The organism is Saccharibacillus sp. O23 (assembly GCF_002205895.1).
Lineage (GTDB): Bacteria > Bacillota > Bacilli > Paenibacillales > Paenibacillaceae > Saccharibacillus.
In genome coordinates this window covers 236,878-258,383 of the sequence record NZ_NJDE01000008.1, presented here as the reverse complement: position 1 = coordinate 258,383, position 21,506 = coordinate 236,878, and the positions used below count along the sequence as shown (strand labels likewise).

The window sequence follows — 21,506 nt, the reverse complement described above, 5'->3', positions numbered from 1 at the left end:
CACTGCAAAAGGGGAGAAACACAATGAAAAAATGGATTCTCGCAGTACTCACGCTTTCGCTCGTCGCGCTGCTCGCAGCTTGCGGCAACAGCAACGACACGAAGACCTCGACCGATAACGCCGCTTCTGGCGACGGAGACAAAGCCGCCGAGACCGTCACGTTGAAAGTCGGCGCTTCGCCGGTTCCTCACGCCGAAATTCTGGAGCACATTAAGCCGGAATTGGCTAAAGAAGGCGTAAACCTCGAAATCGTTCAGTTCTCGGACTACATCCTGCCGAATACGCAGCTGGCCGAAAAAGCATTGGACGCGAACTTCTTCCAAACGCAATCGTACTTGGACGTACAGAACGAGAAAAACGGTACGGATCTGGTCAGCGTAGCTTCCGTTCATATCGAGCCGTTCGCCGGATACTCCAAAAAGATCAAGTCGATCGACGAATTGGCCGACGGCGCGACCGTCGCGATCCCGAACGACCCGACCAACACGGCGCGCGCTCTGCTGCTGCTGCAAAAAGAAGGCCTGATCAAGCTCAAAGACGGCGCCGACATCACGGCAACCGAAAGAGACGTTACGGAAAACAAGAAAAACCTGAAATTCCTGCCGATCGAAGCCGCTGCGATTCCGCGTCAGTTGGAAGAAGTCGATCTGGGCATGATCAATGCCAACTATGCGCTGGAAGCCGGCCTGTCGCCGGGCAAAGACGCGCTGTTCAAAGAAGCCAGCGACGTGCCTTACGCGAACCTGCTGGTTACGCGTCAAGATAACAAAGATTCCGACGCCATCAAGAAACTGATCGCGGCACTGAACTCCGACGATACGAAGAAGTTCATCGAAGAGAAATACAAAGGCGAGATCATCCCGGCTTTCTAAGCTTGATCGAATGCGGTCCGAACCGCGTATAATGCCAAACGTACAAGATGAAGAGCAAAGAGCCTTTTCCACAGGAAAAGGCTTTTTTCGTTTTTTCGGGCACCCGCCTAAAGTGAGCAAGCCGCATCGAACGGACACAAAAAAGACGTCCGCCGCAGCGAACGTCTTTTGCAAAATCGGTCTTAGAACACTTGGATAACTTCGTTGATGCCTTCGACTTCTTCGAAGATCGCGCGTTCGATACCGGCTTTAAGCGTGATCGTGGAGCTCGGGCAGCTGCCGCAAGCGCCGACCAGTTTCAGCTTAACGATGCCGTCTTCGACGTCGACCAGCTCAACGTCGCCGCCGTCACGCTGCAGGAAAGGACGCAATTTGTCCAGAATATCGGAGACTTCATCGTACATGTCGAGTTGTGTATTTTCACTCATTATAGTCAGCTCCTCTCAAATGTTTGAAGCGTACAGTCGGAACGGCTTAACCACTTCGGAGATTTTTTTGCAAAGGATTGAAAGGAAAATCTTCAATTTGCAAAACTCTCTTTTGTATTATAATATAAATGGACCAAAATTTAAAGAAGCATTCCGCGTTCTTGGCCCTCCGGGTGAGAATAATTAAGAATAGGTGAGAAAATCATGATTAGACCGATAATCGAGTTCTGCGCGAGCAACATGCACCACGGCACGCACGAACTGTTCGACAAGCTCGAAGCCAACCCCGAATACGACGTGATCGAATACGGCTGCCTCGGCAACTGCGGCCAATGCGACTTCGGCCCGTACGCGATGGTCAACGGCGAAGTCGTCGAAGCCGACACGCCGGAAGCGCTGGAGAAAGCGATCGACGCCAAGATGAACGAAGAAGATCCGTGGGCTTCGCTGGATCTGGGTTGAGCAGAAACGACAATTGCATGGAAGGCGTACGCTTGATCGGTGAAAAACTCGCCGATCGAGCTTTTTTTATGAAAAAATGAACGAAATCGAAAATAAAAGCCAATACATAGAGAACGTGCAGAAAGGAGAGCGGAATATGAAGAGGAATACGGATTTGGACGGTTTGATTGCAAGAACGCTTAACGGAGAAACCATGGCCTATGCGGAAGTGTACGAACAAACGTCGGACAGCTTATATCAAACGATTCGTTTTCTGGTAGGGAACGCCGAAGATGCCCAAGACATCGTTCAGGAAACTTACTTGGAGGCACATCGATATCTGCATCGTTTTGATCGCAGCCGACCGTTTCGGCCATGGTTGATGGGGATTGCGCTGCGCCAAACGAAAGCCTGCCGCAAGCGGAGATGGCTTCAACTGCGCAAAATCGGAAAAGCCGCACAGTACGGCCGAGCGCAAGAAGAAGACTTTTCAGGACAGATCGCGGATCGATTGGATTATAACGGACTGGCCGAACAGATCGAGCGTTTGCCGTACAAGCTCAAACAAATCATTGTATTGCGGTATCTGAACGACTATTCGCAAGAAGAAATGGCGGAGACGCTGAATATTCCGTTAGGAACGGTGAAATCCCGGATCCATACCGCGCTGGAGAGGCTGCGTCAAGAAGCGGATGGAGCTTCTGCAAAATCTTCCGTGAAGCGAGAATTCGAGATGGGAGGAAAACGTTCATGAAACTTGAAAATGAGATTCGATATTCGCTGCAAAAGAAGGTACAGGGATGGGAGCTTCCGATCTCGGCTAGACATGAACTTATGCAGCGGATCGACAGAGATCGGCTTAAAAGCAGAAGAACTCGAACGAAGCTGATTCCGATCTGCATCGCGGCCGCTCTTATTGTTCCGACCGGCGCGTTTGCGGGTTATCATTACTTGGCGGATTCGATTTACGGATCAAGTTCGACGGTAATGAATCTGAAAAAAGATCATTTGGAGCAGTATGAACATATGGAAGCCAAGCTGCAGGCGGCAAAAGCGCAGCTGTCCGAAGCGGAATACGATCATCTCTCGAAACTGCTTAGCGAAGCTGCCGAAATCTACACGACAAATATGGATGCAAGCGGACAACTCGATACAGCTTCTATGAATAAAGAAGAACTAAATCGCCTTACAGAATTAGAACAGGAACTCCGGAAAGCCAGTGCAGGAATAAATGCGCCGGATAAGTCCGACATTCCGCAGCCGACCGATTATAAGACTTTTTTGAAAAACTTGCTGGAAGAAGGCAAGAAGTCCTTGAGTCCCGAAAAATATACGACCTTTTCACGCTTAGTAGAAGAATCAATCGTGATCGTTGAGAAGTACGAAAAGGATCAAGAAATGTCGCCTGCGCAGGATTCCGAGAATTTGGCGCGTTTAACGGAACTCAATAAGCAGCTTCAATCTTATTTTGAAGAAATGGGATATGTCGTGAAAGAGGCAAAGTAAATAAGTCGAAGCGGATAAAAATGAATGTTGACGCTTACAAAATTATGCGCTACAATGGCACCAATCCAATAAAACCGTTAGGCATGTGACTGGTAAAGCAGGCAGGACCTAAAATGACGAATCTCGCGATTTGTCGTTTTAGGTCCTTTTTTGTTTGAAAAATCGCTGAAACCTTTCATAAAGCCTAAACAAAGGAGCATAGATATGGACTACAAACGCACCGCATCCGAAGTCCTCAAGCATGTCGGCGGCCGAGAAAACGTCACGCATTTCGAACATTGTTCCACCCGCCTGCGTTTCTCGCTCAAAGACGACAAGAAAGCGGACGTGCCTACGCTGGAAAACATCGAAGGAGTCATGGCGGTCAAAATGGGCAGCCAATGCCAGGTGGTCATCGGCAACGACGTCATCGAAGTGTACGACGAAGCGGTCAAGCTGTTGGGTCCCCGCTTCGCGGGTGACGAAGAAGCGGCACCGGATACGAACAAGTCGGCCGAAAAGAAAAAATGGGGCGCCGTTTTCCTCGATTTCTTGACCGGCGTGTTCGGCCCGCTCGTTCCGGCGATCGCCGGCGGAGGGGTACTGAAATCCGTGCTGCTGCTGCTCAGCGTGCTGGGATGGATGGATTCGAGCGGCCAGACGTACAAGATTCTCTTCTTGGTCGGAGACGCGCCGCTGTACTTCCTGCCGCTGCTGGTCGCGATCACTACGGCCAACAAGCTGAAAGTCAACACGTTGGTCGCTTTATCCGCGGTAGGCGCGCTGCTGCTGCCGAACATGAGCACGATGCTGACGGAAGGCGCGGAATTGTTCGGCTTCTCCGTTCGCAGCATCGCTTACGCGTATCAAGTGTTTCCGGCGATTCTGACCGTTCTGCTGTACGCGCAGGTCGAGAAGCTGTTCACGAAGATCTCGCCGAAAGTGATCCGAGTCTTCTTCGTGCCGATGATGTCGCTGGTCATTACGGTGCCGATCTCGCTGCTGCTGCTCGGCCCGATCGGATACACGCTGGGCGAAGGATTTACCAAAGTCATTCTGGCGGTCTTCGGCTCGGTCGGTTGGGTCGCCGTCGCGCTGCTCGCCGCGGTGCTTCCGTTCCTCGTCTCGGTCGGCATGCACAAAGCGCTGCTGCCTTACGCCATCAATGCTTTTAGCACGGGCGGACGGGAACTGCTCTACATGCCGGCTTCGCTGGCGCACAATATCGCGGAGAGCGGAGCCTGCTTCGCGGTCGCCATCCGCACCCGAGACAGAAGGCTTCGCGCCACTTCGATCTCCGCCGGCATCTCCGCGCTGTTCGGGATTACCGAACCGGCATTGTACGGGGTCACGCTTCAGCATAAAAAAGTGCTCTGGAGCGTCATGGCCGGCGCCTTGGTCGGCGGCGCGTTCGTCGGCATCGTCGGGCTGCAAGCGTTCGTCGCGGTCGGCCCGGGCCTTGCGAGCTTGTCGATGTTCATCTCGGCCGAGCTTCCGCGCAATATCGTGAACGCCGTGATCGGCCTGCTGATCTCGTTTGCCGTATCGTTCGTCGTCGCGCTGATGCTGTTCAGAGACAACGCCGTCAAAGTCGAAAACAAAAAAGAATCCGAAAACGAAACGTCTCCCGCTCCGGTCCGCGCCGAACGCGAGCAGCGCAAATTGGCCGGCACGCTGCAAGCGTCGGAAACGTTCAAAAGCCCGGCGATCGGCGAGCAAATTCCGCTGTCTCAAGTGAACGACGAAGTCTTTTCTACCAAAGCGATGGGGGAAGGAATCGCGATTCTTCCGTCCGTCGGCGAACTGTATGCTCCGGTAGACGGCAAGATCGAGATGGTATTCGGCAAAAAGCACGCGATCGCCATGAGTACCGCAGGAGGAGCCGAGCTGCTGTTCCATGTCGGCATCGATACGGTACGGCTGAAAGGCAAACATTTCGATCCGCAGGTCCAAGCCGGCGATATCGTCAAAGCGGGCGACCTGCTGATGAAATTCGACTTCGAACAAATCGCCGCGGAAGGTTACGATCCGGTCGTGCTGACGATCGTGACCAGCAAAGATAAATACGCGGTCGACGTGGCAAACTTGAAAAAGGTCGGCCGTCACGATACGCTGATGACCGTGACCGCGCTGACCCACTAACTTACTTTCGGGAGGAAACGAACTGATGACGACGCACAAAGGATTTCCGGAGAACTTCATGTGGGGCGGCGCTATCGCCGCCAATCAGGTCGAAGGCGCATGGAACGTTGACGGCAAAGGTCCGTCGGTCGCCGACGTCGCCAGCTACAAACCGCATCTGAGCGTGGAAGATTATGCCGGACATGTCGGCATTTCGACCCGGATGATCGAAGAAGCGATGGCCGATCCGAGCGATAAAGATTATCCGAAACGCCGCGGCATCGACTTTTACCATCGGTACAAAGAAGATCTGGCGCTGTTCGCCGAGATGGGCTTCAAAACGCTGCGGGTGTCGATCGCGTGGAGCCGAATTTTTCCGACCGGAGAAGAAGAGACGCCGAACGAGAAAGGGCTGCAATTCTACGAAAACCTGTTTACCGAAATGCGGCGTCTGAACATCGAACCGATCGTCACGTTGTCGCATTACGAGATGCCGCTTGCGCTCAGCGTCAAATACAACGGTTGGTTCGAACGCAAAGTGGTCCATCATTTCGTGAAGTTCAGCCGGGTCTGTTTCGACCGTTACAAGAATCTCGTCAAATACTGGCTGACCTTCAACGAGGTGGACAGCATCAACCGCCACCCGTTTACGACGGCCGGCATCATTCCGGACCGCTGCCCCGAAGGGCAGGAAGATCAGGTGATCTATCAAGCGCTGCATCATCAGCTCGTCGCTTCGGCGATGGTCACCAAAGACTGCCGCGAGATCATTCCGGGAAGCCGAATGGGCTGCATGCTGACCAAGCTGACCACGTATCCGAACACGTGCAATCCGGCGGACGTGGAGATTACGCTTCAGCGCAATCTGAACAACTATTTCTATGCCGACGTGCAGGTCTTCGGCGAATATCCGGTTCTGACTCTGCGGATGCTGGAGCAAAAAGGCGTGTCGATCCGTATGGAACCCGGCGACCTCGAAACGCTCAAAGCGCATACCGTCGATTTCGTCTCGTTCAGTTACTACATGTCGCTCACCGAATCGGCGGAAGCGGGCAAAGAACGTACGGCGGGCAACACGATCATGGGCGTCAAAAACCCGTATCTGCCGTCGACGGATTGGGGTTGGCAGATCGATCCGGTCGGTCTCAAGATCTCGCTGATCGAGCTGTACGACCGTTACCGCAAACCGCTGATCATCGTGGAGAACGGCATGGGCGCGGTCGACCAAGTCGCCGAAGACGGTTCGATCCATGACGATTACCGCATCAAGTATTTCCGGGATCATTTCAAGCAGATGAAAGAAGCGGTAGATGCCGGCGTCGATTTGTTCGGCTATACGAGCTGGGCGCCGATCGATCTGATCAGCGCATCGACGTCGCAGATGTCCAAACGGTACGGATTCGTCTACGTCGATCAAGACGATCTGGGCAACGGGACGCTGGCGCGCAGCCGCAAAGATTCGTTCTACTGGTATAAGAAAGTCATCGAGAGCAACGGGGAAGAACTGGAATAAAACAAAGCCTATCTTTCCGGCAGGAAGGTGATCATCGTGATCAAGATCAAGAAGGTGCTCAACTCCAGCGTCGTGCTGGTCGAAGACGGGCAGCGCAAAGAATACATCGTGTTCGGCAAAGGCATCGGCTACGGGCAAAAAACGGGCAATCGGATCGAAGAACATCAGGTCGATCAAACGTTTATTCCGGTAGACGACGTTAAGGTCAAAGAATATCTCGGGATGCTCGACGCGATCGCGCCTGTCTATGTCGAACTGACCCGCGATATTATGGCTTATGCCGAAACCAAATTGCAAACGAAGCTGAATCCCGGCACGTATTTCATGCTGATGGACCATCTGAGCTTCGCGGTGGAGCGGTTCAAGAAAGGGATCAATATCACCAACAAAGTCTTCTGGGAGATCAAAAATTTCTACCCGGAAGAATTCGAGATCGGTTTGTTCGCGCTTCGTTTGATGAACGAGCGGCTGGAAGTCGAACTGCCCAAAGAAGAAGCGGCCAATATCGCGTTCCATCTGATCAACGCGCAGGGCGGGCAAGCGGAATCCAAAGACGGCATGCGCTACGCGAAGCTGATCGGCGCGATCGTCAATCTGGTCCGGTACTCGCTGCATATCGATCTGGACGCCGAGAATATCCATTACACGCGTTTTATCACGCATGTGAAGTTCTTCGTCGAGCGTTTCTACGCCGATCGGATGCTGACGGCCAAAGACGATCTGTTGTTCGAGCAGATCGCGACGCTCTATCCGCAGGCGATGGACGGGGCGTTCAAGATCAAAGATTATATGAAGCAGGTGCACGGCAAAGTGATCACCAACGACGAACTGACTTATCTGGCCGTGCATATTCATCGGTTAATGTCTTATAACGAGCTTGAATAACTCGAAGAAGCGGAGATCCTGTTCGTTGACTGGCGGGGGGCCGGCTCCGGGGAAAGTTGCGTTAGCGTATGCTTCCGATGTGCCTTTCTCCGAAAGGCTTGAGGTCGCTGTTTCAATCGGAAAAGTTGATTATATTTTAAGTTGTACTTTTCCGATTTCAAAGGCGAACACTTCGTTTCTACACTGAACTTTCCCCTCCGCCGGCTGCGCCTATCTACGAACAAGACTTTCCGCTGCGCGGTATTCGCACTCCTCTTTTTGGGGAGTGTTTTTCTTTGCTTTTCTACAAAGTGAAAGGCTTGTTATCTTAGAAACAAAAAAGAAGCCGAACTGGGTTAAAGTTCGGCTTCTTGGGGCGGGAAAATTAAATTTGTGATAGGGCTTGAAGGCGTAGGGGAACTTGAATGAAGAAGCGTCAGCGGTCGCCTTTGTATTCGGGAAATCTCAAATATAGAGTCAATCCAATTTCCCGAATACAACAAGCGATCGGAATCAAGTTCTCCGGAGCCTTACGGCCCGGTTAAACAAATCGGATTTTACCGGCTGCGAGAAGCCGGCCCCTCTAACCCAAGTTATGCTTCGACATCCACAGGACGCCGCTCTTCAGCAGACGAGGCACGCGGCCGGTGATCGACGTATCGCCGATCACGTTCAAGCCGAAACCGGCTTTCTGGCCGAGGGAACCGAGCATGCCTTTGAGCTTGATCGGCTTAAGCTTCGGCTTCTCGTCTTTCCAGAACGCCAGCAGTACATGGGCGATCTGTTCGCCCTGCGCTTCGGCGGCTTGGGCACTCGGAGCGAACTGCAAGCTGGCGCAGTCGCCGCAGACGAAGATCTCCGGATGATCCGGAATCTGCGAATATTCGTTGACCACGACGCGCCCCGAGCGGTCTTTGGTCACGTTCATCTTCTGCACGACTTCGACCGGCTGGATGCCGGCGGTCCAGACGACGGCGTCGGTATGCATCAGTTCGTCGCCGTTATAGAGCGCGCCTTCTTCGACGCGGCTGATCGAGACTTTGTGGCAGATCTCTACGTCGTGCTTCTTGAACCATTCCTGCACGTAACGCGAGATCCGCGGTTGGTACGAAGAGAGCAAGCGGTCGCCGCGGTCGAGCAGCGTGATCTGAAGATCGTGCCGGCTCTCGCGCAGTTCGGCCGCCAATTCGATGCCGCTCAGGCCGCCGCCGACGATATGCACGTGCGCGGACGGCTTCATGCTGCTGAGCTTGTCGTTGGTGCGGCGCGAAGCGTGCAGCGATTGGATGCTGTACGTGAATTCGTCCGCGCCCGGCACGCCGTGATAGTTATCCGTGCAGCCCAAGGCGACCACGAGCTGGTCGTACGGCACCGGCTCGTCGTTTTGCAGCAGCACTTTTTTGCCTTCGATATCGATCTGTTCCACGGTACCGAAATGCTTGGTCATCCGCGGATGATCCGGGAAAGAAATCCGCAGCTTATGGTCGGAGACCGTTCCGGCCGCGAGCGCGTAATATTCCGTCTTGAGGCCCATAAAAGGAAGCCGGTCGATCAAAGTCACATTCACATCGGATGGTAGATGGTCGAGAAGTTCGTCCAGTATGGTCAGGCCGCCGTAGCCCCCGCCGAGAATAACGAGATTTTTCATAAGCAGTTCTCCTTGTGAGTGGAATGATGGATCGGCCGGAGCCGATCGCCTGCCCGCACCGGCATCGGATCGTCGGGCTCGGGCAAACAACCGGGCTGCGCGATTGCGGGCTCGTCCCGATCGGATGCGAAGTCTAAGCGCAATCGCGCCTCAACCGCGTGAGTTGCGTACGAACGCAGGCCTGCCGTGCAAAAGCTCGGCGATTACTCGTACACTTCGATCTCGTTGTAGAACGTGTCGCGTTCGACCGGGATGCGACCGGCGCCTTTGATCAGCCAGATCAGCTCTTTGCGCGTCAGTCCTTCCGGAGTCACGGCGCCCGCCGCGTGGCTGATGCGTTCTTTGATGATCGTGCCGTGCGCGTCCGAAGCGCCGAACGTCAGCGCCATCTGCGTGAGCTGCGTTCCGATATTAATGAAGTAAGCTTTGATATGGTCGATGTTGTCGATCATCAAGCGGCTGATCGCGATCGTCTTCAGGTCTTCGTAAGCCGAGTTGCGGCGCATGATGCTGGCGTTGCGGCTCTTCGGCTGCATGGACAGCGGGATGAATACCATGAATCCGTTCGTCTCGTCTTGAAGTTCGCGAATCTGGATCATATGGTTGACGCGGTCTTCGTGGCTCTCGATCGAACCGTACAGCATCGTAGTGTGCGTACGCATGCCGAGCTTGTGCGCGGTACGGTGCACTTCGAGGTAACGGTCCACGTTGGCTTTGTCGACGCGCATCTTTTTGCGGTATTCGTCGGACAGAATCTCCGCGCCGCCGCCCGTCAGCGATTTCAAGCCCGCGGCTTGAAGCGCTTTGAGCACCTCTTCGATCGACAAGCCGCTGATGCGCGTGAAGAAATCGATTTCCGCGGCCGTATACGCTTTGATCGTCACGTCCGGGAAGTGTTTGTTCAGCGCGGCGAGCGAATCGACATAATATTGGAACGGCACATGGTTGTTGTGGCCGCCGACGATATGGAACTCGCGCACGCCCGGCGTGATATGCTCTTCGACGTAGCGCACCATTTCGTCGCCGCTCAGCGTGTACGAACCTTCTTCGCCTTGGTCTTTGCGGAAGTTGCAGAACGCGCAGTGCGCTTCGCAGACGTTGGTGAAGTAGAGGCTCATGTTCTCGATGAAGTAGACTTTCTTCCCGTTCTTACGCAGATTGGCTTCGTTAGCCAGCTGTCCGATCGTCAGAATATCGTCGCTCTGATATAAATAAACGCCGTCTTCCAAGCTCAAACGCTGCCCGTTATGGACCTTTTCTGCGATCTCAGCCATACGTTTATCCGCTGTCGGATTGATGATTGTGGACATAGATGTGAAACCTCCTTGTAGATCCCGGGGCGGCGCGCGAACGCCGGAGCGGGCAGGTCCGAGAGCGGACCGGAAAAAGTGAACGACCGACAAAAACAAAGCCGCAGGCTGCGGCAGCTATCTTGCTGAAACGGATAATCCGTTTCTGAAAGTGTGAAAAAAGTTACATCGAGCGGCCGGACGAAGCCTGCTCGCTCTTTTTGTCGAAATTCCGAAAATTTAAAGCATCATTCCACCCCATTATAAACCTACTCGCGGAACGGGGCAATACGGTGGGCGTTTATACGGTCCCGAAGAAGTACGCAGCGTACGGCAGACAAGGACTTCGTCCGGCTTACCGAAATGCTTGAGTCGCGAAGCGCGGAGGCGTATAATGCAGAGAGAAAGCGTAAAGGAGGAAAAACCATGATCGAAATCACGGAAGCGGCGGCTTCGCGCATCAGAGAGATGCTGGAGCAGCAAGAGACGCCGGGCATGTTTCTTCGACTGGGCGTAGCCAGCGGCGGCTGCAGCGGTTTTTCGTACGCGATGGGCTTTGACAATGAAGAGTCCGACACGGACGACGTATATATGAACGTACAGAATCTGAAGGTGGTCGTAGCCAAAGACGATCTGAAGTACCTGAACGGCCTGCAAGTCGACTTCGAAGAATCCGGCATGAGCGGAGGCTTCACGATCTTCAATCCGAACGCGGTGGCGACATGCGGATGCGGTTCTTCGTTCCGCACGCGCGAGGAAGACGAAGTTCTGGCGCAGCCTTGCGACTGAGGATTCAGGAACGTTTGCAAGAAGCTTTCAGCTTGGATGCCATTTCCGGGCTGGGAGCTTTTTTTATCCGCATACGCCGAGGGAGCATTCCCTTCGTTGCCGTGCGTTCCGAGTTGTGAATTACGGCGCAAAGCGTTTATTTTAGGATTCAAGGAGGAAGATCGCATGAAGTCCGTCACGGTAGAAAATATCGTTAAGGCGTTCAAATTGGAAGTGTTGGCGGGAGGAGACCGGCTGGACCGCGAGATCACCCGTTCCAAAGCCCACCGTCCCGGCCTGGAGTTCGTCGGTTATTTCGATTATTTTCCGATGAACCGGGTACAGGTACTGGGTCGCAAAGAGATTACTTATCTGCTCCAGCAGACGGTCGAGGAGCGCAGGCTGCATATCGGCAATATCGTCAAATACCATCCGCCGTGCTTCGTCGTGACGACGGGGCTGCAGGAGATTCCGTTCCTCGAGATGTACTGCGACCAGGAAGGCATTCCGCTGCTGCGGACGCCGGACAAGACGACCGAGTTTTTGACGAAGCTGGACGGCTATCTGCTCAAAGCGTTGGCGCCCGAAATGTCCATCCACGGCGTGTGCGTCAACGTCTCGGGGATCGGGGTGCTGCTGCGCGGGCGTTCCGGCATCGGCAAGAGCGAAACCGCGCATACGCTGATCGGACGCGGACACCGCTTCGTGGCGGACGATATCGTCGTTTTGAAAAAACTCGGACCGTCCACGCTGCTCGGCACGCATAACACGATCACCCGCGAGTTTCTGGCGCTGCGCAGCGTCGGATTGATCAACGTGGTGCGCCAATACGGAAGAACGGCGTTCCAAGACGAGACGCGGATCGTGCTGGATATTGAGCTGACGCCGTGGGAAGACAAAGCGCTCAACAACGATCTGGAAGTCGCGGAGCAGTTCACGGAATATCTGGGCGTAAAGATCCCGCATATCGAGCTTCAGCTTCAACCGGGCCGCGATACGTCGGGCTTGATCGAAGCGGCGGCGAACAACTGGTATCTGAAGCAGCTCGGATACAGCGCGGCGGAAGAGTTTATGAGTCGGTTGGAGGACGAAGCTCTTTAATCGGAATGCCCGCGGGGGAGCTCGCCGATTCTGCCTGGTCACTCGAGCTCGTTTTCCTCCCCTCTGATTGAAAAAAGGGATAGAAGGAAGGGGAGGAAAGCCGAAAGTCGTTCCCATGCAGACTCGGCTCGCCTGTAGGCGGCATTCAAGAACTGCGTCTCTTTTGTTTAAGGGATGGGAGAAGAGACAAGATCAAGAGCTTTTCCGCGCAGCGGGAAGGCTTTTTTGCTATGGAGAAGAGAGAAAGAAAGCGTGAAGAGATAGGATAAAGAACCGGGCAAAGGCAGCTTCGTTTCCGGGATAAAGGTTATAAGGATAGCAAGAGGATGGAAAATATGGAATAGAGGAGGTTCGGACATGTTAATGTTCACGCTGATCCTGAAATTGATGATCGGGTTGGCGGCGTTGATTATCGTGGTCCGGCTGCTGGGAAAAAAGGAGCTGTCGCAGGCTACGCCGTTCGATCTGGTTTATTTGCTGGTGCTGGGCGGGATTCTGGAAGAATCGCTGTATGACGATAAGGTGGGGGTCGGGCATCTGCTGGCCGGGATCGTGCTGTGGAGCGTCATGGTGTTCGGGATCGAAATTTTCGTTCGGAAAAAGGAAAAAGCAAGGTTGGCGATCAAAGGGCGTTCCGCTATGCTGATCGCGGACGGAAAGCTGAATGTGGACGCTTTTCTCAAAAACAAGATGGAGCTCGAGCAGTTCCGTTCGCTTCTGCGGCAGCAGGGCATCTTCTCGTTGACCGACGTTTCTTACGCCATTCTGGAAACGGCAGGCAGCATCAGTCTGATTCCGCAGGAGGGCGATTCGGTGAAAAAGCCTTCTTATCTGTTGGTGAATACGGGGGAAATCGTAGAGGCCGATATCGATCGGGAAACGGACGAAAACTGGGTGCGAGAGCAGCTTCGTCAGCAAGGATTTCATAACGTGCGGCGAATCTTCTGCGCGGAATGGTCGGAAGAAAGAGGGCTGCTGGTGGTGGAATACCCGGACGGGGAGAAATGATAGGAGAATCTGGCCGGCAGGAGAGTCAGGTCAAAAGAAAAAGCAAACGCGAAACGCAACAGCGATAGGAAAGGCGGCAAGCTAAAAGCAATAAAAAACTGCCCGTCGCGATCCGCGATTCGGGCAGCTTTTGTTACGAAACCACATTCAAGATCGAAGTCTTACCCCAACAAAGTCCGGTCGTCCGCCATCTTATGGCCGCTGATCCGTTCGAATTCGGTCATCAGTCGTTCGACGGTCAGGTTCTTCTTGTCGGCTTCGCCGATGTCGAGAATGATCCGGCCTTTGTCCATCATCACGAGGCGGTTGCCGAGGCGGATCGCCTGCTCCATATTGTGCGTGACCATCAAGGTAGTCAGGTTCATGTCTCGCACGATCTCTTCGGTCAGCGACGTGACGAGTTCGGCGCGGGACGGATCGAGCGCCGCGGTATGCTCGTCGAGCAGCAGGATCTGCGGACGGGTGAACGTCGCCATCAGCAGGCTCAGCGCTTGGCGTTCGCCGCCGGACAGCAGGCCGACTTTGGCGCTCAGCCGATTCTCGAGGCCGATGCCGAGGCGGCTGAGTTCCGCTTGGAAGATCTTGCGGCGGGCCTGCGTGACGCCGAAAGAGAAGCCGCGCCGCTTGCCGCGCAGGTAGGCCATCGCCAGATTCTCTTCGATGGTCATATGCGGAGCTGTACCGGCCATCGGGTCTTGGAACACGCGGCCGATCCAGCGGCTGCGTTTGTGTTCCGGCAGCGAGGTCACGGCGCGTTCGCCGATGACGATCTCGCCGGTATCCGGCTTCATGACGCCGGAGATCATATTCATGAGGGTCGATTTGCCGGCGCCGTTGCTGCCGATGACGGTGACGAAATCGCCGGGATTCAGCCGAAGCTCGATACCGATCAGAGCGATCTTCTCGTCGATGGTGCCGGAATTGAACAGCTTGGAGACATTGGAGATATGCAGCATCAGCGATCGCCTCCCGCCGTCTTGATGGATTGCAGCAGTTCGGCCGAACGTTTCTTGGCGGCTCCGCGCTGCTTGATCGCGCCGCGCACGGTCGGGAAGACCAGCGCCACGATGACGATGATCGCCGTGATCAGCTTGAGGTCGGACGTCTCGAAGCCTTTGATCTGAAGCGCCAGCGAGATGACGATGCGATACACGATCGAACCGAGCACGACGGCCAGCGTCGCGCGGAACACGGTCTTGGCGCCGAACAGCGCTTCGCCGATAATGACGGAAGCGAGGCCGATAACGATCATCCCGATCCCCGACGTGGCGTCGGCGAACGACGATTGCTGCGCGATCAGCGCGCCGGACAAGGCGACCAGGCCGTTCGACAAGCTGATGCCGAGAATGGTCGTGTTGTCGGTATTCGCGCCGAAGCTGCGGATCATGCGTTTATTGTCGCCGGTCGCGCGCAGCGACAAGCCGAGATCGGTCTTGAGAAACGCGTCGAGCGCGAACTTGAAGATCAAGACGAGCACGATCATGAACGGAATCGGCGGGAAAGCGCCGAGTACCGTGTCTTCGCCCATGATGGAGACGTTCGGCATGCCCAGAATCCGCAGATTGATCGAGTAGAGCGCGATCATCATCAGAATCCCGGACAGCAGCCCGTTGATCCTTCCTTTGGTATGCAGAAGCCCCGTGCACGCGCCGGCGGCCATGCCCGCCAGAATAGCGGTCAGCGAAGCGATCCACGGCGAGATGCCGTGCGAGATCATGACGGCGGCCGTGGCCGCGCCGGTCGTGAAGCTCCCGTCGACCGTAAGGTCGGGGAAGTCGAGAATGCGGAACGTGATATAGACGCCGAGCGCCATCAGAGCGTATAACAGCCCCAGATAAACGGCGCCGGGAAGCGAGCCGACGAAGTTTTCGAACATAAGTGACGCCTCCTGTGCCTGAAAGGATAGGTCCCGAATCCGCGCGGCGCACGAATACGGGCCGGGAAGACAAAACGGGATGAAGCGAGTGCTTCTCCCGTTTCGATAGGTAACCGCGCCCGGCAGCAAGCCTGCCGCGTTTCGTTTACCGAATGACCGTTATTGGACGACTCTTATTGAATGATATTGTTGGCCTGATCTTGAACCTTGCTCTTCATGTCGTCGGTCACTTCGACGCCTTGAGCTTCGGCCGCTTTGAGGTTGAGGATCAGATCCAGCTTCTCCTGCATCGCGACCGGAATATCGGCCGGTTTCTTGCCGTCTTTGAGAATCTGCACCGCGATCTCGCCGGCTTGGTAGCCGTGATCGTAGTATTTGAAGCCGACGGTCGCGAACGCGCCTTTCTCGACGGTATCGCGGTCGCTGGAGAAGAACGGCAGCTTGTTGTCGTTGGCGATCTTGATGATCGTGTCGACCGCGCTGACGACGGTGTTATCGAGCGTGATATACAGCGCGTCGACTTTGCCGACCAGCGACTGCGCCGCCTGCTGCACTTCGGACGTGTTGGTCACGGCCGCTTTGACCAGCTTGATGCCGTGCGCGCCGAATTCCTGTTCCGCGCGATCGGCCATCACGACCGCGTTCGGTTCGCCTTCGTTCAGGACCAAACCGATCGTTTTGATATCCGGGAGCTGTTCGGCCACGAAATCGGCAAGCTGCTTGATCGCTTCCGGATTCGTATCGGAAGCGCCGGTGATGTTGGCTCCCGGTTTGTCCATGCTGGCGACGATCTTGGCGCCGACCGGATCGGTAACGGCCGCGAAGACGACCGGCGTTTCTTTGACTTGCGCCGCTACCGCTTGCGCGGAAGGCGTCGCGATCGCGAAGACCAGATCGTTTTTGGCGCTGGACAGTTTCTGCGCGATCGACAGGTTGTTGGTCGAATCGCCCTGCGCGTTGTTGTAGTCGAGCGTCAGGTTCTGTCCTTCGACGATGCCGGCATCTTTGAGCGCGGCGACGAATCCTTCCCGAGTCGCGTCAAGAGACGGGTGTTCCACGATCTGCGTGATGGCGATTTTGTACGTTTTGGCGTCTTTGTCCGTACCGGCCGAGTCGCCTCCCGTCGTAGCGGTAGACGATCCGTTCTGGCTGCAGCCGGCAAGAGCGGCGAGCGACAGGGTCAAAGCGAGCGGAAGCCATTTCTTTTTCAACATAAATCGTAAACCCCTCTCTAGTAAAAAAACCTCGTCTTTTAGCGAAAAACCGCGAAACCGCATTGTCGCTTTCGTTTGATAAAGTGCGAAAGCAAAAAAAGGCGAAAAAGAAGCGGCCTGCCAACGTTTCTCCTATATTACGTTGATTATTTACCGCTAGTCAATCCGAAAATGATATCTCGGAATAATAAAAAACGACCCGCGTCCGAAATCGAAGCGATTTCGAAGCGCGGGTCGTTCGCGAAATGCGGCATTACGGCCGGCGAACGCGGCCGACCGTGCCCGTTCCGTACCGATCGACCATGCTCAGCAGCAGCAGCACGGCCGTAATCCAGTGACCGAACATCCCTGCGATCGGAACGGCCGACAGCAGGCAGGTCACGATGCCTGCCGCCGACCCGTAGAACGATTGCCGATGCTGCAGCGACATCACGAGCGTGACGGCATGAAGCATGAACATGATCGAGGCGATTCCCCAACCGCTGTCCATGACCGCCATGCCGCCGAGCAGCGGTAGGCCAAGCATCAACTCGAACAGACCGCCGACTCCTTTGAACGTGCGCGCGAGCACCATATGATACTCCCCCAGATTCCTTATGTGTTTAAAAAGAAACGTCAGGGTCTAGTACCCGAAATTCGGGAGAGCGAAACATCAAAACAACCATTCGATGTATCCCGCGTACGCATCGCCGTAATACCACCATTCCGCCAGCGCGATCATCGCCAGATGAACCGGGTAGAACGCTCGCCATAACCAACGGGGCAAGCGAATCTCGGTTCGGGTCTCCGGAGAAGCCAATCGCAGCCCGGCGATAAAGACCGTCGTGATCAAACTGTAGAGCTGGATGGGATTGCTGAAATGGAACACGAAAATAAACAGGATATTCAGCACGAACTGCCCGGCGAGCATACCCAAAGCGCTCGGCAGATACCGATAAACGAGTACCGTCAGCACGCCGTATACCGCATAATCGAAGTTCAGCGCCTCCAGAGGAACCTGAACGGCGAGGACGAGCAGAGCGCCTATCAGCACTTGAAGCCCGATACGGCCTTCGAAACGATCGATGATCATCATCACGATCAGCGCGACGAACAGCGTGCCGATGACGTTGACGCCGTCGGTGACGAAGGCGAACATGAACGGAATCTGCGACAGCAGCGCCAGTACGAACAAACGAATCGCGTAACGCTTTTTGCTGCGGGTGCGGCGGTAGCCGGCTACCAGCAGATAGCAGTAGATCGGGAACGCGATTCGCCCTACGATGCGCATCCAGCGTTCATCCGGGAAGAAGACGTAGCCCAGATGGTCGATCAGCATCGTAAGCATGGCAATCAATTGCATACGGGCTTCCTCCTCCGTCTGCTATAGGAATTTGTCCTGCACGCTCCACCAAGTCAACGTTAAGCAGACGATCAGGAAAACGGCGAAAGCGATCACGGGACCGAAACGCTTTTCTTTCGAAAATTTGATGCCCAGCATGACCATGAAGACGGCAATCATCAGCAGAATGACGACTTCGGCGATCGAAATGACCCAATACAGGCCTTGTGCGAAATTTTCCACGCAGAGGTTCCTCCTTATACAGAAGATAGAAACGGATCAGAGTCCGCGAAAAGCGCATGAAAGTCTATAGATAAAAGGAGATTTGTCACGTTTCGCTCTCATCATACCATGACGAACGCGACTTCGGGCAACAGGAAGGGTTGTGCATAACGTTATCCCCAAATCCACAGCGGCAGTTCAAGCGCATAAGCGTTTTGTACCCACATTATACACAGCTTGCCCACAGAAAACAGGGGATAAGCGCAAGGTTATGAACAAACAAAAAGCCCGTTATACCGGGCGCCGCGGCGCTGGAAGGCATAACGGGCAACATACGGGCACTTTGTGTCGATTTTGTGGATAATTAGCGTTTCATGTTGCTGCTGTGTCCCGGAGACAGTTTCGCTTCCGGATCGAAGTAGACTTTGGCGTTGTTGACGGCCGTCGGCGCTTCGCCGAATCCGACCGCGATCAGCTTCAGCTTGCCCGGATACGTGGTGATATCGCCGGCCGCGAAGATCCCCGGAACGCTCGTCTCCATACGCGTATCGACCACGATCGAATTGTTCTGAATCTCGATGCCCCATTCGGCGATCGGGCCGAGCGAAGACACGAAGCCGAAGTTCACGATCACGTCGTCCACTTCGATCTCCTGCGTTTCGCCGGATTTTACGTGAGACAGCACCACGCGTTCGATCCGTTCTTCGCCGATCAGTTCGGTGATCTCGGTCGGCGTCACGATATCGACTTTCGACGCCATCAGGTTCTCCACGCTGTGTTCGTGCGCGCGGAACTTGTCGCGGCGGTGGACCAGCGTGACCTTCTCGGCGATCGGCTCCAGCATCAGCGCCCAGTCGACCGCGGAATCGCCGCCGCCGCTCAGCAGCACTTTGCGGCCCGCGAACTTGCTGAGGTCGCTGACGAAGTAATGCAGGTTGGCGCCTTCGAAGCGTTCCGAACCTTCCAATCCCAGACGGCGGGGTTCGAACGCGCCTACGCCGGCCGTGATGATGACGGATTTCGCGTAATGCACGCTTTTGTCGGTGGTGACTTTGAAGCGGCGTTCGTCTTCTTTTTCCACGCCGACGACTTTTTCTTCCAAGCAGATTTCCTGCTCGAAATGATTCATTTGTTCCACGAGCTGGTTAACCAATTCCTGTGCGGTGATTTTCGGGAATCCGGCTACGTCGTAGATATATTTTTCGGGATAAAGCGCGGCCAACTGCCCGCCGAGCTGCGGCATGCTTTCGATAATTTTCACGGACGCTTGACGCATGCCCCCGTAAAAAGCGGCGAACAGTCCTGCGGGACCGCCTCCGATGATGAGAATATCGGCCATGTTTTCGCCGTTATGGATTTCTGTCACTTGATAAGCACCTCCGATAAGGTATGAAGCATTAGGCTATGAATCGTTCTGAATCTATCGCAATGAATTTATTTCGTGATCTTATTCATTATAAACTCGTTTTTCACCGGATTGCAAAGCGAATTCCCGGCTTTTTTTGGCATGCGGGTGTTTGTTTACCGGTGTACGAAATCGCGAAGCGACAGATCGAGCGAAAAGCCCGTGTTAACGCCTTGTCAGCTCCTGCTCTTCGACAACTTTGAATTTTTTTTGTCCGTTATGCGACAGAAATGCAAATTTTGTTTTGAAATATTGTCGTGAAAAGCGTACAATGTATGTGATAAAAGTCGCAGTCAAGTGCGGACGGGATAAATGACGGATGGGAGAAGTCTCGTCGATTTTGTGTAAGTTTTCACATGAGTTTTCGACCCTCTGAGGGTTATCCCAATAAAAGACCATTGAACAGACTATCGAATCGAAAAGGGGTAAGCGAATCATGAACAGCATTCCGAAAATCGTTATCTTGGGCGCGGGCTACGGCGGTATCCTGGCGGCTCAAAACCTGCAAAAAAAGCTTAAAAACAACGAGGCCGACGTTACGCTGGTTAACCGTCACGACTATCATTACTTCACGACGGAACTGCACATGCCGGCAGCAGGCACGCAGCCGGACAGCAAGACTTACGAGAAAATCTCGAACCTGATCGACGAATTCAAGATCGATCTGGTGAAGTCGAACGTAACGGCGATCAAGCCGGAAGAACGTCAAGTCGTGCTGGAAGACGGCACGCTGTCGTACGATTACCTCGTGATCGCGCTGGGCGGAGACCCGGAAACGTTCGGCATCCCGGGCATGAAAGAGCACGCGTTCTCGATCCGCAGCATCAACTCGGTTCGCGCCATCCGCGAGCATATCGAAACGCAATTCAAAGAATTCAAAAAAGACGGCGACGAAACCCGCTTGAACTTCGTAGTCGGCGGTGCCGGCTTCACGGGTATCGAGTTCGTCGGCGAAATGGCGAACCGTCTGCCGGAATTGGCTAAACAATACGGCGTAGACCCTTCGAAGATCGGTCTGTACAACGTCGAAGCGGCTCCTTCCGCGCTGCCGGGCTTCGATCCGGAGCTGGTGAAGTACGCGATGGACACCCTGACCAAAAAAGGCGTAACGTTCCGTATCGGCGTACCGGTCAAAGCCTGCGACGAAAACGGCGTAACGATCGGCGAAGGCGAACGCATCGAATCCAAGACGGTCGTATGGACCGGCGGTATCCGCGGCAACCACCTGATCGAAGATGCCGGATTCGAAGCGATGCGCGGACGCGTCAAAGTCGACGAGTACCTCAAAGCTCCGGGTCACGACAATGTATTCGTCATCGGCGACGGCTCGCTCATGATCGGACCTGAAGGCCGTCCTTACCCGCCTACCGCGCAAATCGCGATGCAGCAGGGCGAACGTCTGGCGAAGAACCTGATCGCGACGATCCGCGGCCAACAGCCGGAGAAATTCGTGTTCAGCAACAAAGGTACCGTCGCTTCCCTGGGCAAAGGCGAAGCCGTTGCCGTCGTAGCCGGCAAGAAGATCAAAGGCTGGCCGGCAGCCCAACTGAAAAAAGTGGTCGATGCCCGCTACCTGTTCATCATCGGCGGCATGGGTCTCGTGTTGAAAAAAGGGCGTTTCCTGTAAGCCGAGCTTTTTGAACCTTATCGCAATTTGATCGAACAAGGCCGTCCTCGCCCCGCGCAAGCGGAACGCGAGGCGGTCTTTTTCGCGTTTCTTGCCGCATTTGAAAGCGCGGGCTGCGCCAAGCATGCGCCCCGATTCGAGGTGTCGTAAAATTCCCGGCGCCTCGAATCGCCCGGCAGCGCAGCCGCCTCCCGAGCGAGAGCTCAGCTTCGCTCAGCCTTTCCCTTTCCCCGCCCTAAATTGAGGCGGACGTCCCGCACAAACATGCGCGCCCGTGCCTACTCGCAAAAAAGAGCGCCCTAG

The 21,506-nt window shown here is 54.8% G+C and carries 21 protein-coding genes; 11 read left to right on the top strand and 10 right to left on the bottom strand.

What is annotated here, in order from left to right:
• The first annotated feature begins 23 nt into the window (after positions 1 to 23).
• Positions 24 to 872 carry a MetQ/NlpA family ABC transporter substrate-binding protein gene (locus tag CDO73_RS11500; RefSeq protein WP_088488676.1) on the top strand — a complete coding sequence of 283 codons (849 nt, stop codon included), beginning with the start codon at positions 24 to 26 and terminating at the stop codon, positions 870 to 872.
• A gap of 182 nt (positions 873 to 1,054) precedes the next feature.
• On the opposite strand, the gene CDO73_RS11495 is transcribed toward CDO73_RS11500, so the two are convergent.
• Positions 1,055 to 1,300, bottom strand: a complete 246-nt coding sequence (locus tag CDO73_RS11495) for a NifU family protein (RefSeq protein ID WP_087799568.1) — start codon at positions 1,298 to 1,300, stop codon at positions 1,055 to 1,057.
• 204 nt (positions 1,301 to 1,504) lie between these two features.
• Here CDO73_RS11495 and CDO73_RS11490 point away from each other — a divergent pair, with 204 nt between their 5' ends.
• The 6 genes from CDO73_RS11490 to CDO73_RS11465 all read left to right on the top strand — a co-directional run bounded on the left by CDO73_RS11490 (position 1,505) and on the right by CDO73_RS11465 (position 7,745).
• Positions 1,505 to 1,762 (top strand): YuzB family protein, encoded by a 258-nt coding sequence (locus tag CDO73_RS11490; RefSeq protein ID WP_088488675.1) that lies wholly within the window; start codon positions 1,505 to 1,507, stop codon positions 1,760 to 1,762.
• Between the two features lie 76 nt (positions 1,763 to 1,838).
• Complete coding sequence (locus CDO73_RS11485) at positions 1,839 to 2,495, top strand: sigma-70 family RNA polymerase sigma factor (RefSeq protein ID WP_306437527.1); 657 nt, start codon at positions 1,839 to 1,841, stop codon at positions 2,493 to 2,495.
• The gene (locus CDO73_RS11480) at positions 2,492 to 3,247 is read left to right on the top strand and encodes a DUF3600 domain-containing protein (RefSeq protein ID WP_088488673.1); all 756 of its coding nucleotides are present in this window, start codon (positions 2,492 to 2,494) and stop codon (positions 3,245 to 3,247) included. Before CDO73_RS11485 ends, CDO73_RS11480 begins: the two co-directional genes overlap by 4 nt.
• A 204-nt stretch (positions 3,248 to 3,451) precedes the next feature.
• Positions 3,452 to 5,368, top strand: coding sequence for a beta-glucoside-specific PTS transporter subunit IIABC (locus tag CDO73_RS11475; RefSeq protein ID WP_088488672.1), 1,917 nt, complete (start codon positions 3,452 to 3,454; stop codon positions 5,366 to 5,368).
• Positions 5,369 to 5,393: 25 nt separating this feature from the next.
• Positions 5,394 to 6,860: a glycoside hydrolase family 1 protein gene (locus tag CDO73_RS11470; RefSeq protein ID WP_088488671.1), complete on the top strand. Its 1,467-nt coding sequence runs from the start codon at positions 5,394 to 5,396 to the stop codon at positions 6,858 to 6,860.
• Between the two features lie 36 nt (positions 6,861 to 6,896).
• Complete coding sequence (locus CDO73_RS11465; RefSeq protein ID WP_088488746.1) at positions 6,897 to 7,745, top strand: PRD domain-containing protein; 849 nt, start codon at positions 6,897 to 6,899, stop codon at positions 7,743 to 7,745.
• A 562-nt stretch (positions 7,746 to 8,307) separates the two neighbouring features.
• On the opposite strand, the gene CDO73_RS11460 is transcribed toward CDO73_RS11465, so the two are convergent.
• A complete protein-coding gene (locus CDO73_RS11460) occupies positions 8,308 to 9,372 on the bottom strand; it encodes an NAD(P)/FAD-dependent oxidoreductase (RefSeq protein WP_088488670.1) in 1,065 nt (354 codons plus the stop codon).
• A 203-nt stretch (positions 9,373 to 9,575) separates the two neighbouring features.
• On the bottom strand, positions 9,576 to 10,682 hold the full coding sequence (gene mqnE / locus CDO73_RS11455) for an aminofutalosine synthase MqnE (protein ID WP_088488669.1): 1,107 nt from the start codon (positions 10,680 to 10,682) through the stop codon (positions 9,576 to 9,578).
• Positions 10,683 to 11,087: 405 nt separating this feature from the next.
• Between mqnE and CDO73_RS11450 the strand changes: the two genes are divergently transcribed.
• From CDO73_RS11450 to CDO73_RS11440, 3 genes are all read left to right on the top strand, one after another.
• Positions 11,088 to 11,450, top strand: a complete 363-nt coding sequence (locus CDO73_RS11450; protein WP_088488668.1) for a HesB/IscA family protein — start codon at positions 11,088 to 11,090, stop codon at positions 11,448 to 11,450.
• 165 nt (positions 11,451 to 11,615) lie between these two features.
• On the top strand, positions 11,616 to 12,530 hold the full coding sequence (hprK, locus tag CDO73_RS11445; protein ID WP_088488667.1) for an HPr(Ser) kinase/phosphatase: 915 nt from the start codon (positions 11,616 to 11,618) through the stop codon (positions 12,528 to 12,530).
• A 357-nt stretch (positions 12,531 to 12,887) separates the two neighbouring features.
• A complete protein-coding gene (locus CDO73_RS11440; protein WP_088488666.1) occupies positions 12,888 to 13,538 on the top strand; it encodes a DUF421 domain-containing protein in 651 nt (216 codons plus the stop codon).
• 161 nt (positions 13,539 to 13,699) lie between these two features.
• Here the strand turns inward: CDO73_RS11440 and CDO73_RS11435 are convergent, their stop codons facing one another.
• The 7 genes from CDO73_RS11435 to CDO73_RS11405 all read right to left on the bottom strand — a co-directional run bounded on the left by CDO73_RS11435 (position 13,700) and on the right by CDO73_RS11405 (position 19,510).
• Entirely contained in the window at positions 13,700 to 14,494 is a 795-nt protein-coding gene (locus tag CDO73_RS11435) for an ABC transporter ATP-binding protein (protein ID WP_088488665.1), read from the bottom strand.
• On the bottom strand, positions 14,494 to 15,414 hold the full coding sequence (locus tag CDO73_RS11430) for an ABC transporter permease (protein ID WP_088488664.1): 921 nt from the start codon (positions 15,412 to 15,414) through the stop codon (positions 14,494 to 14,496). Before CDO73_RS11430 ends, CDO73_RS11435 begins: the two co-directional genes overlap by 1 nt.
• 173 nt (positions 15,415 to 15,587) lie before the next feature.
• Positions 15,588 to 16,628 (bottom strand): ABC transporter substrate-binding protein, encoded by a 1,041-nt coding sequence (locus CDO73_RS11425; protein ID WP_088488663.1) that lies wholly within the window; start codon positions 16,626 to 16,628, stop codon positions 15,588 to 15,590.
• Between the two features lie 253 nt (positions 16,629 to 16,881).
• The gene (locus tag CDO73_RS11420; RefSeq protein WP_088488662.1) at positions 16,882 to 17,202 is read right to left on the bottom strand and encodes a hypothetical protein; all 321 of its coding nucleotides are present in this window, start codon (positions 17,200 to 17,202) and stop codon (positions 16,882 to 16,884) included.
• Positions 17,203 to 17,280: 78 nt separating this feature from the next.
• Complete coding sequence (locus CDO73_RS11415; RefSeq protein WP_088488661.1) at positions 17,281 to 17,970, bottom strand: TraX family protein; 690 nt, start codon at positions 17,968 to 17,970, stop codon at positions 17,281 to 17,283.
• Between the two features lie 21 nt (positions 17,971 to 17,991).
• Positions 17,992 to 18,192: a hypothetical protein gene (locus CDO73_RS11410; RefSeq protein ID WP_088488660.1), complete on the bottom strand. Its 201-nt coding sequence runs from the start codon at positions 18,190 to 18,192 to the stop codon at positions 17,992 to 17,994.
• Positions 18,193 to 18,535: 343 nt separating this feature from the next.
• Entirely contained in the window at positions 18,536 to 19,510 is a 975-nt protein-coding gene (locus tag CDO73_RS11405) for an NAD(P)/FAD-dependent oxidoreductase (protein ID WP_088488745.1), read from the bottom strand.
• 502 nt (positions 19,511 to 20,012) lie between these two features.
• On the opposite strand from CDO73_RS11405, the gene CDO73_RS11400 reads away from it, so the two are divergent.
• On the top strand, positions 20,013 to 21,203 hold the full coding sequence (locus CDO73_RS11400; RefSeq protein ID WP_088488659.1) for an NAD(P)/FAD-dependent oxidoreductase: 1,191 nt from the start codon (positions 20,013 to 20,015) through the stop codon (positions 21,201 to 21,203).
• Positions 21,204 to 21,506 lie beyond the last annotated feature (303 nt).

What these genes read in the sequence shown, in the direction of transcription:
- CDO73_RS11415 (WP_088488661.1), bottom strand. Translation starts at nt 17,970, where the DNA reads ATGCAATTGATTGCCATGCTTACGATGCTGATCGACCATCTGGGCTAC.
- CDO73_RS11400 (WP_088488659.1), top strand. Translation starts at nt 20,013, where the DNA reads ATGAACAGCATTCCGAAAATCGTTATCTTGGGCGCGGGCTACGGCGGT.
- CDO73_RS11425 (WP_088488663.1), bottom strand. Translation starts at nt 16,628, where the DNA reads ATGTTGAAAAAGAAATGGCTTCCGCTCGCTTTGACCCTGTCGCTCGCC.
- CDO73_RS11440 (WP_088488666.1), top strand. Translation starts at nt 12,888, where the DNA reads ATGTTAATGTTCACGCTGATCCTGAAATTGATGATCGGGTTGGCGGCG.
- CDO73_RS11475 (WP_088488672.1), top strand. Translation starts at nt 3,452, where the DNA reads ATGGACTACAAACGCACCGCATCCGAAGTCCTCAAGCATGTCGGCGGC.
- CDO73_RS11470 (WP_088488671.1), top strand. Translation starts at nt 5,394, where the DNA reads ATGACGACGCACAAAGGATTTCCGGAGAACTTCATGTGGGGCGGCGCT.
- hprK (WP_088488667.1), top strand. Translation starts at nt 11,616, where the DNA reads ATGAAGTCCGTCACGGTAGAAAATATCGTTAAGGCGTTCAAATTGGAA.
- CDO73_RS11420 (WP_088488662.1), bottom strand. Translation starts at nt 17,202, where the DNA reads ATGGTGCTCGCGCGCACGTTCAAAGGAGTCGGCGGTCTGTTCGAGTTG.
- mqnE (WP_088488669.1), bottom strand. Translation starts at nt 10,682, where the DNA reads ATGTCCACAATCATCAATCCGACAGCGGATAAACGTATGGCTGAGATC.
- CDO73_RS11450 (WP_088488668.1), top strand. Translation starts at nt 11,088, where the DNA reads ATGATCGAAATCACGGAAGCGGCGGCTTCGCGCATCAGAGAGATGCTG.
- CDO73_RS11435 (WP_088488665.1), bottom strand. Translation starts at nt 14,494, where the DNA reads ATGCTGCATATCTCCAATGTCTCCAAGCTGTTCAATTCCGGCACCATC.
- CDO73_RS11460 (WP_088488670.1), bottom strand. Translation starts at nt 9,372, where the DNA reads ATGAAAAATCTCGTTATTCTCGGCGGGGGCTACGGCGGCCTGACCATA.
- CDO73_RS11495 (WP_087799568.1), bottom strand. Translation starts at nt 1,300, where the DNA reads ATGAGTGAAAATACACAACTCGACATGTACGATGAAGTCTCCGATATT.
- CDO73_RS11485 (WP_306437527.1), top strand. Translation starts at nt 1,839, where the DNA reads ATGAACGAAATCGAAAATAAAAGCCAATACATAGAGAACGTGCAGAAA.
- CDO73_RS11500 (WP_088488676.1), top strand. Translation starts at nt 24, where the DNA reads ATGAAAAAATGGATTCTCGCAGTACTCACGCTTTCGCTCGTCGCGCTG.
- CDO73_RS11405 (WP_088488745.1), bottom strand. Translation starts at nt 19,510, where the DNA reads ATGGCCGATATTCTCATCATCGGAGGCGGTCCCGCAGGACTGTTCGCC.
- CDO73_RS11430 (WP_088488664.1), bottom strand. Translation starts at nt 15,414, where the DNA reads ATGTTCGAAAACTTCGTCGGCTCGCTTCCCGGCGCCGTTTATCTGGGG.
- CDO73_RS11480 (WP_088488673.1), top strand. Translation starts at nt 2,492, where the DNA reads ATGAAACTTGAAAATGAGATTCGATATTCGCTGCAAAAGAAGGTACAG.
- CDO73_RS11490 (WP_088488675.1), top strand. Translation starts at nt 1,505, where the DNA reads ATGATTAGACCGATAATCGAGTTCTGCGCGAGCAACATGCACCACGGC.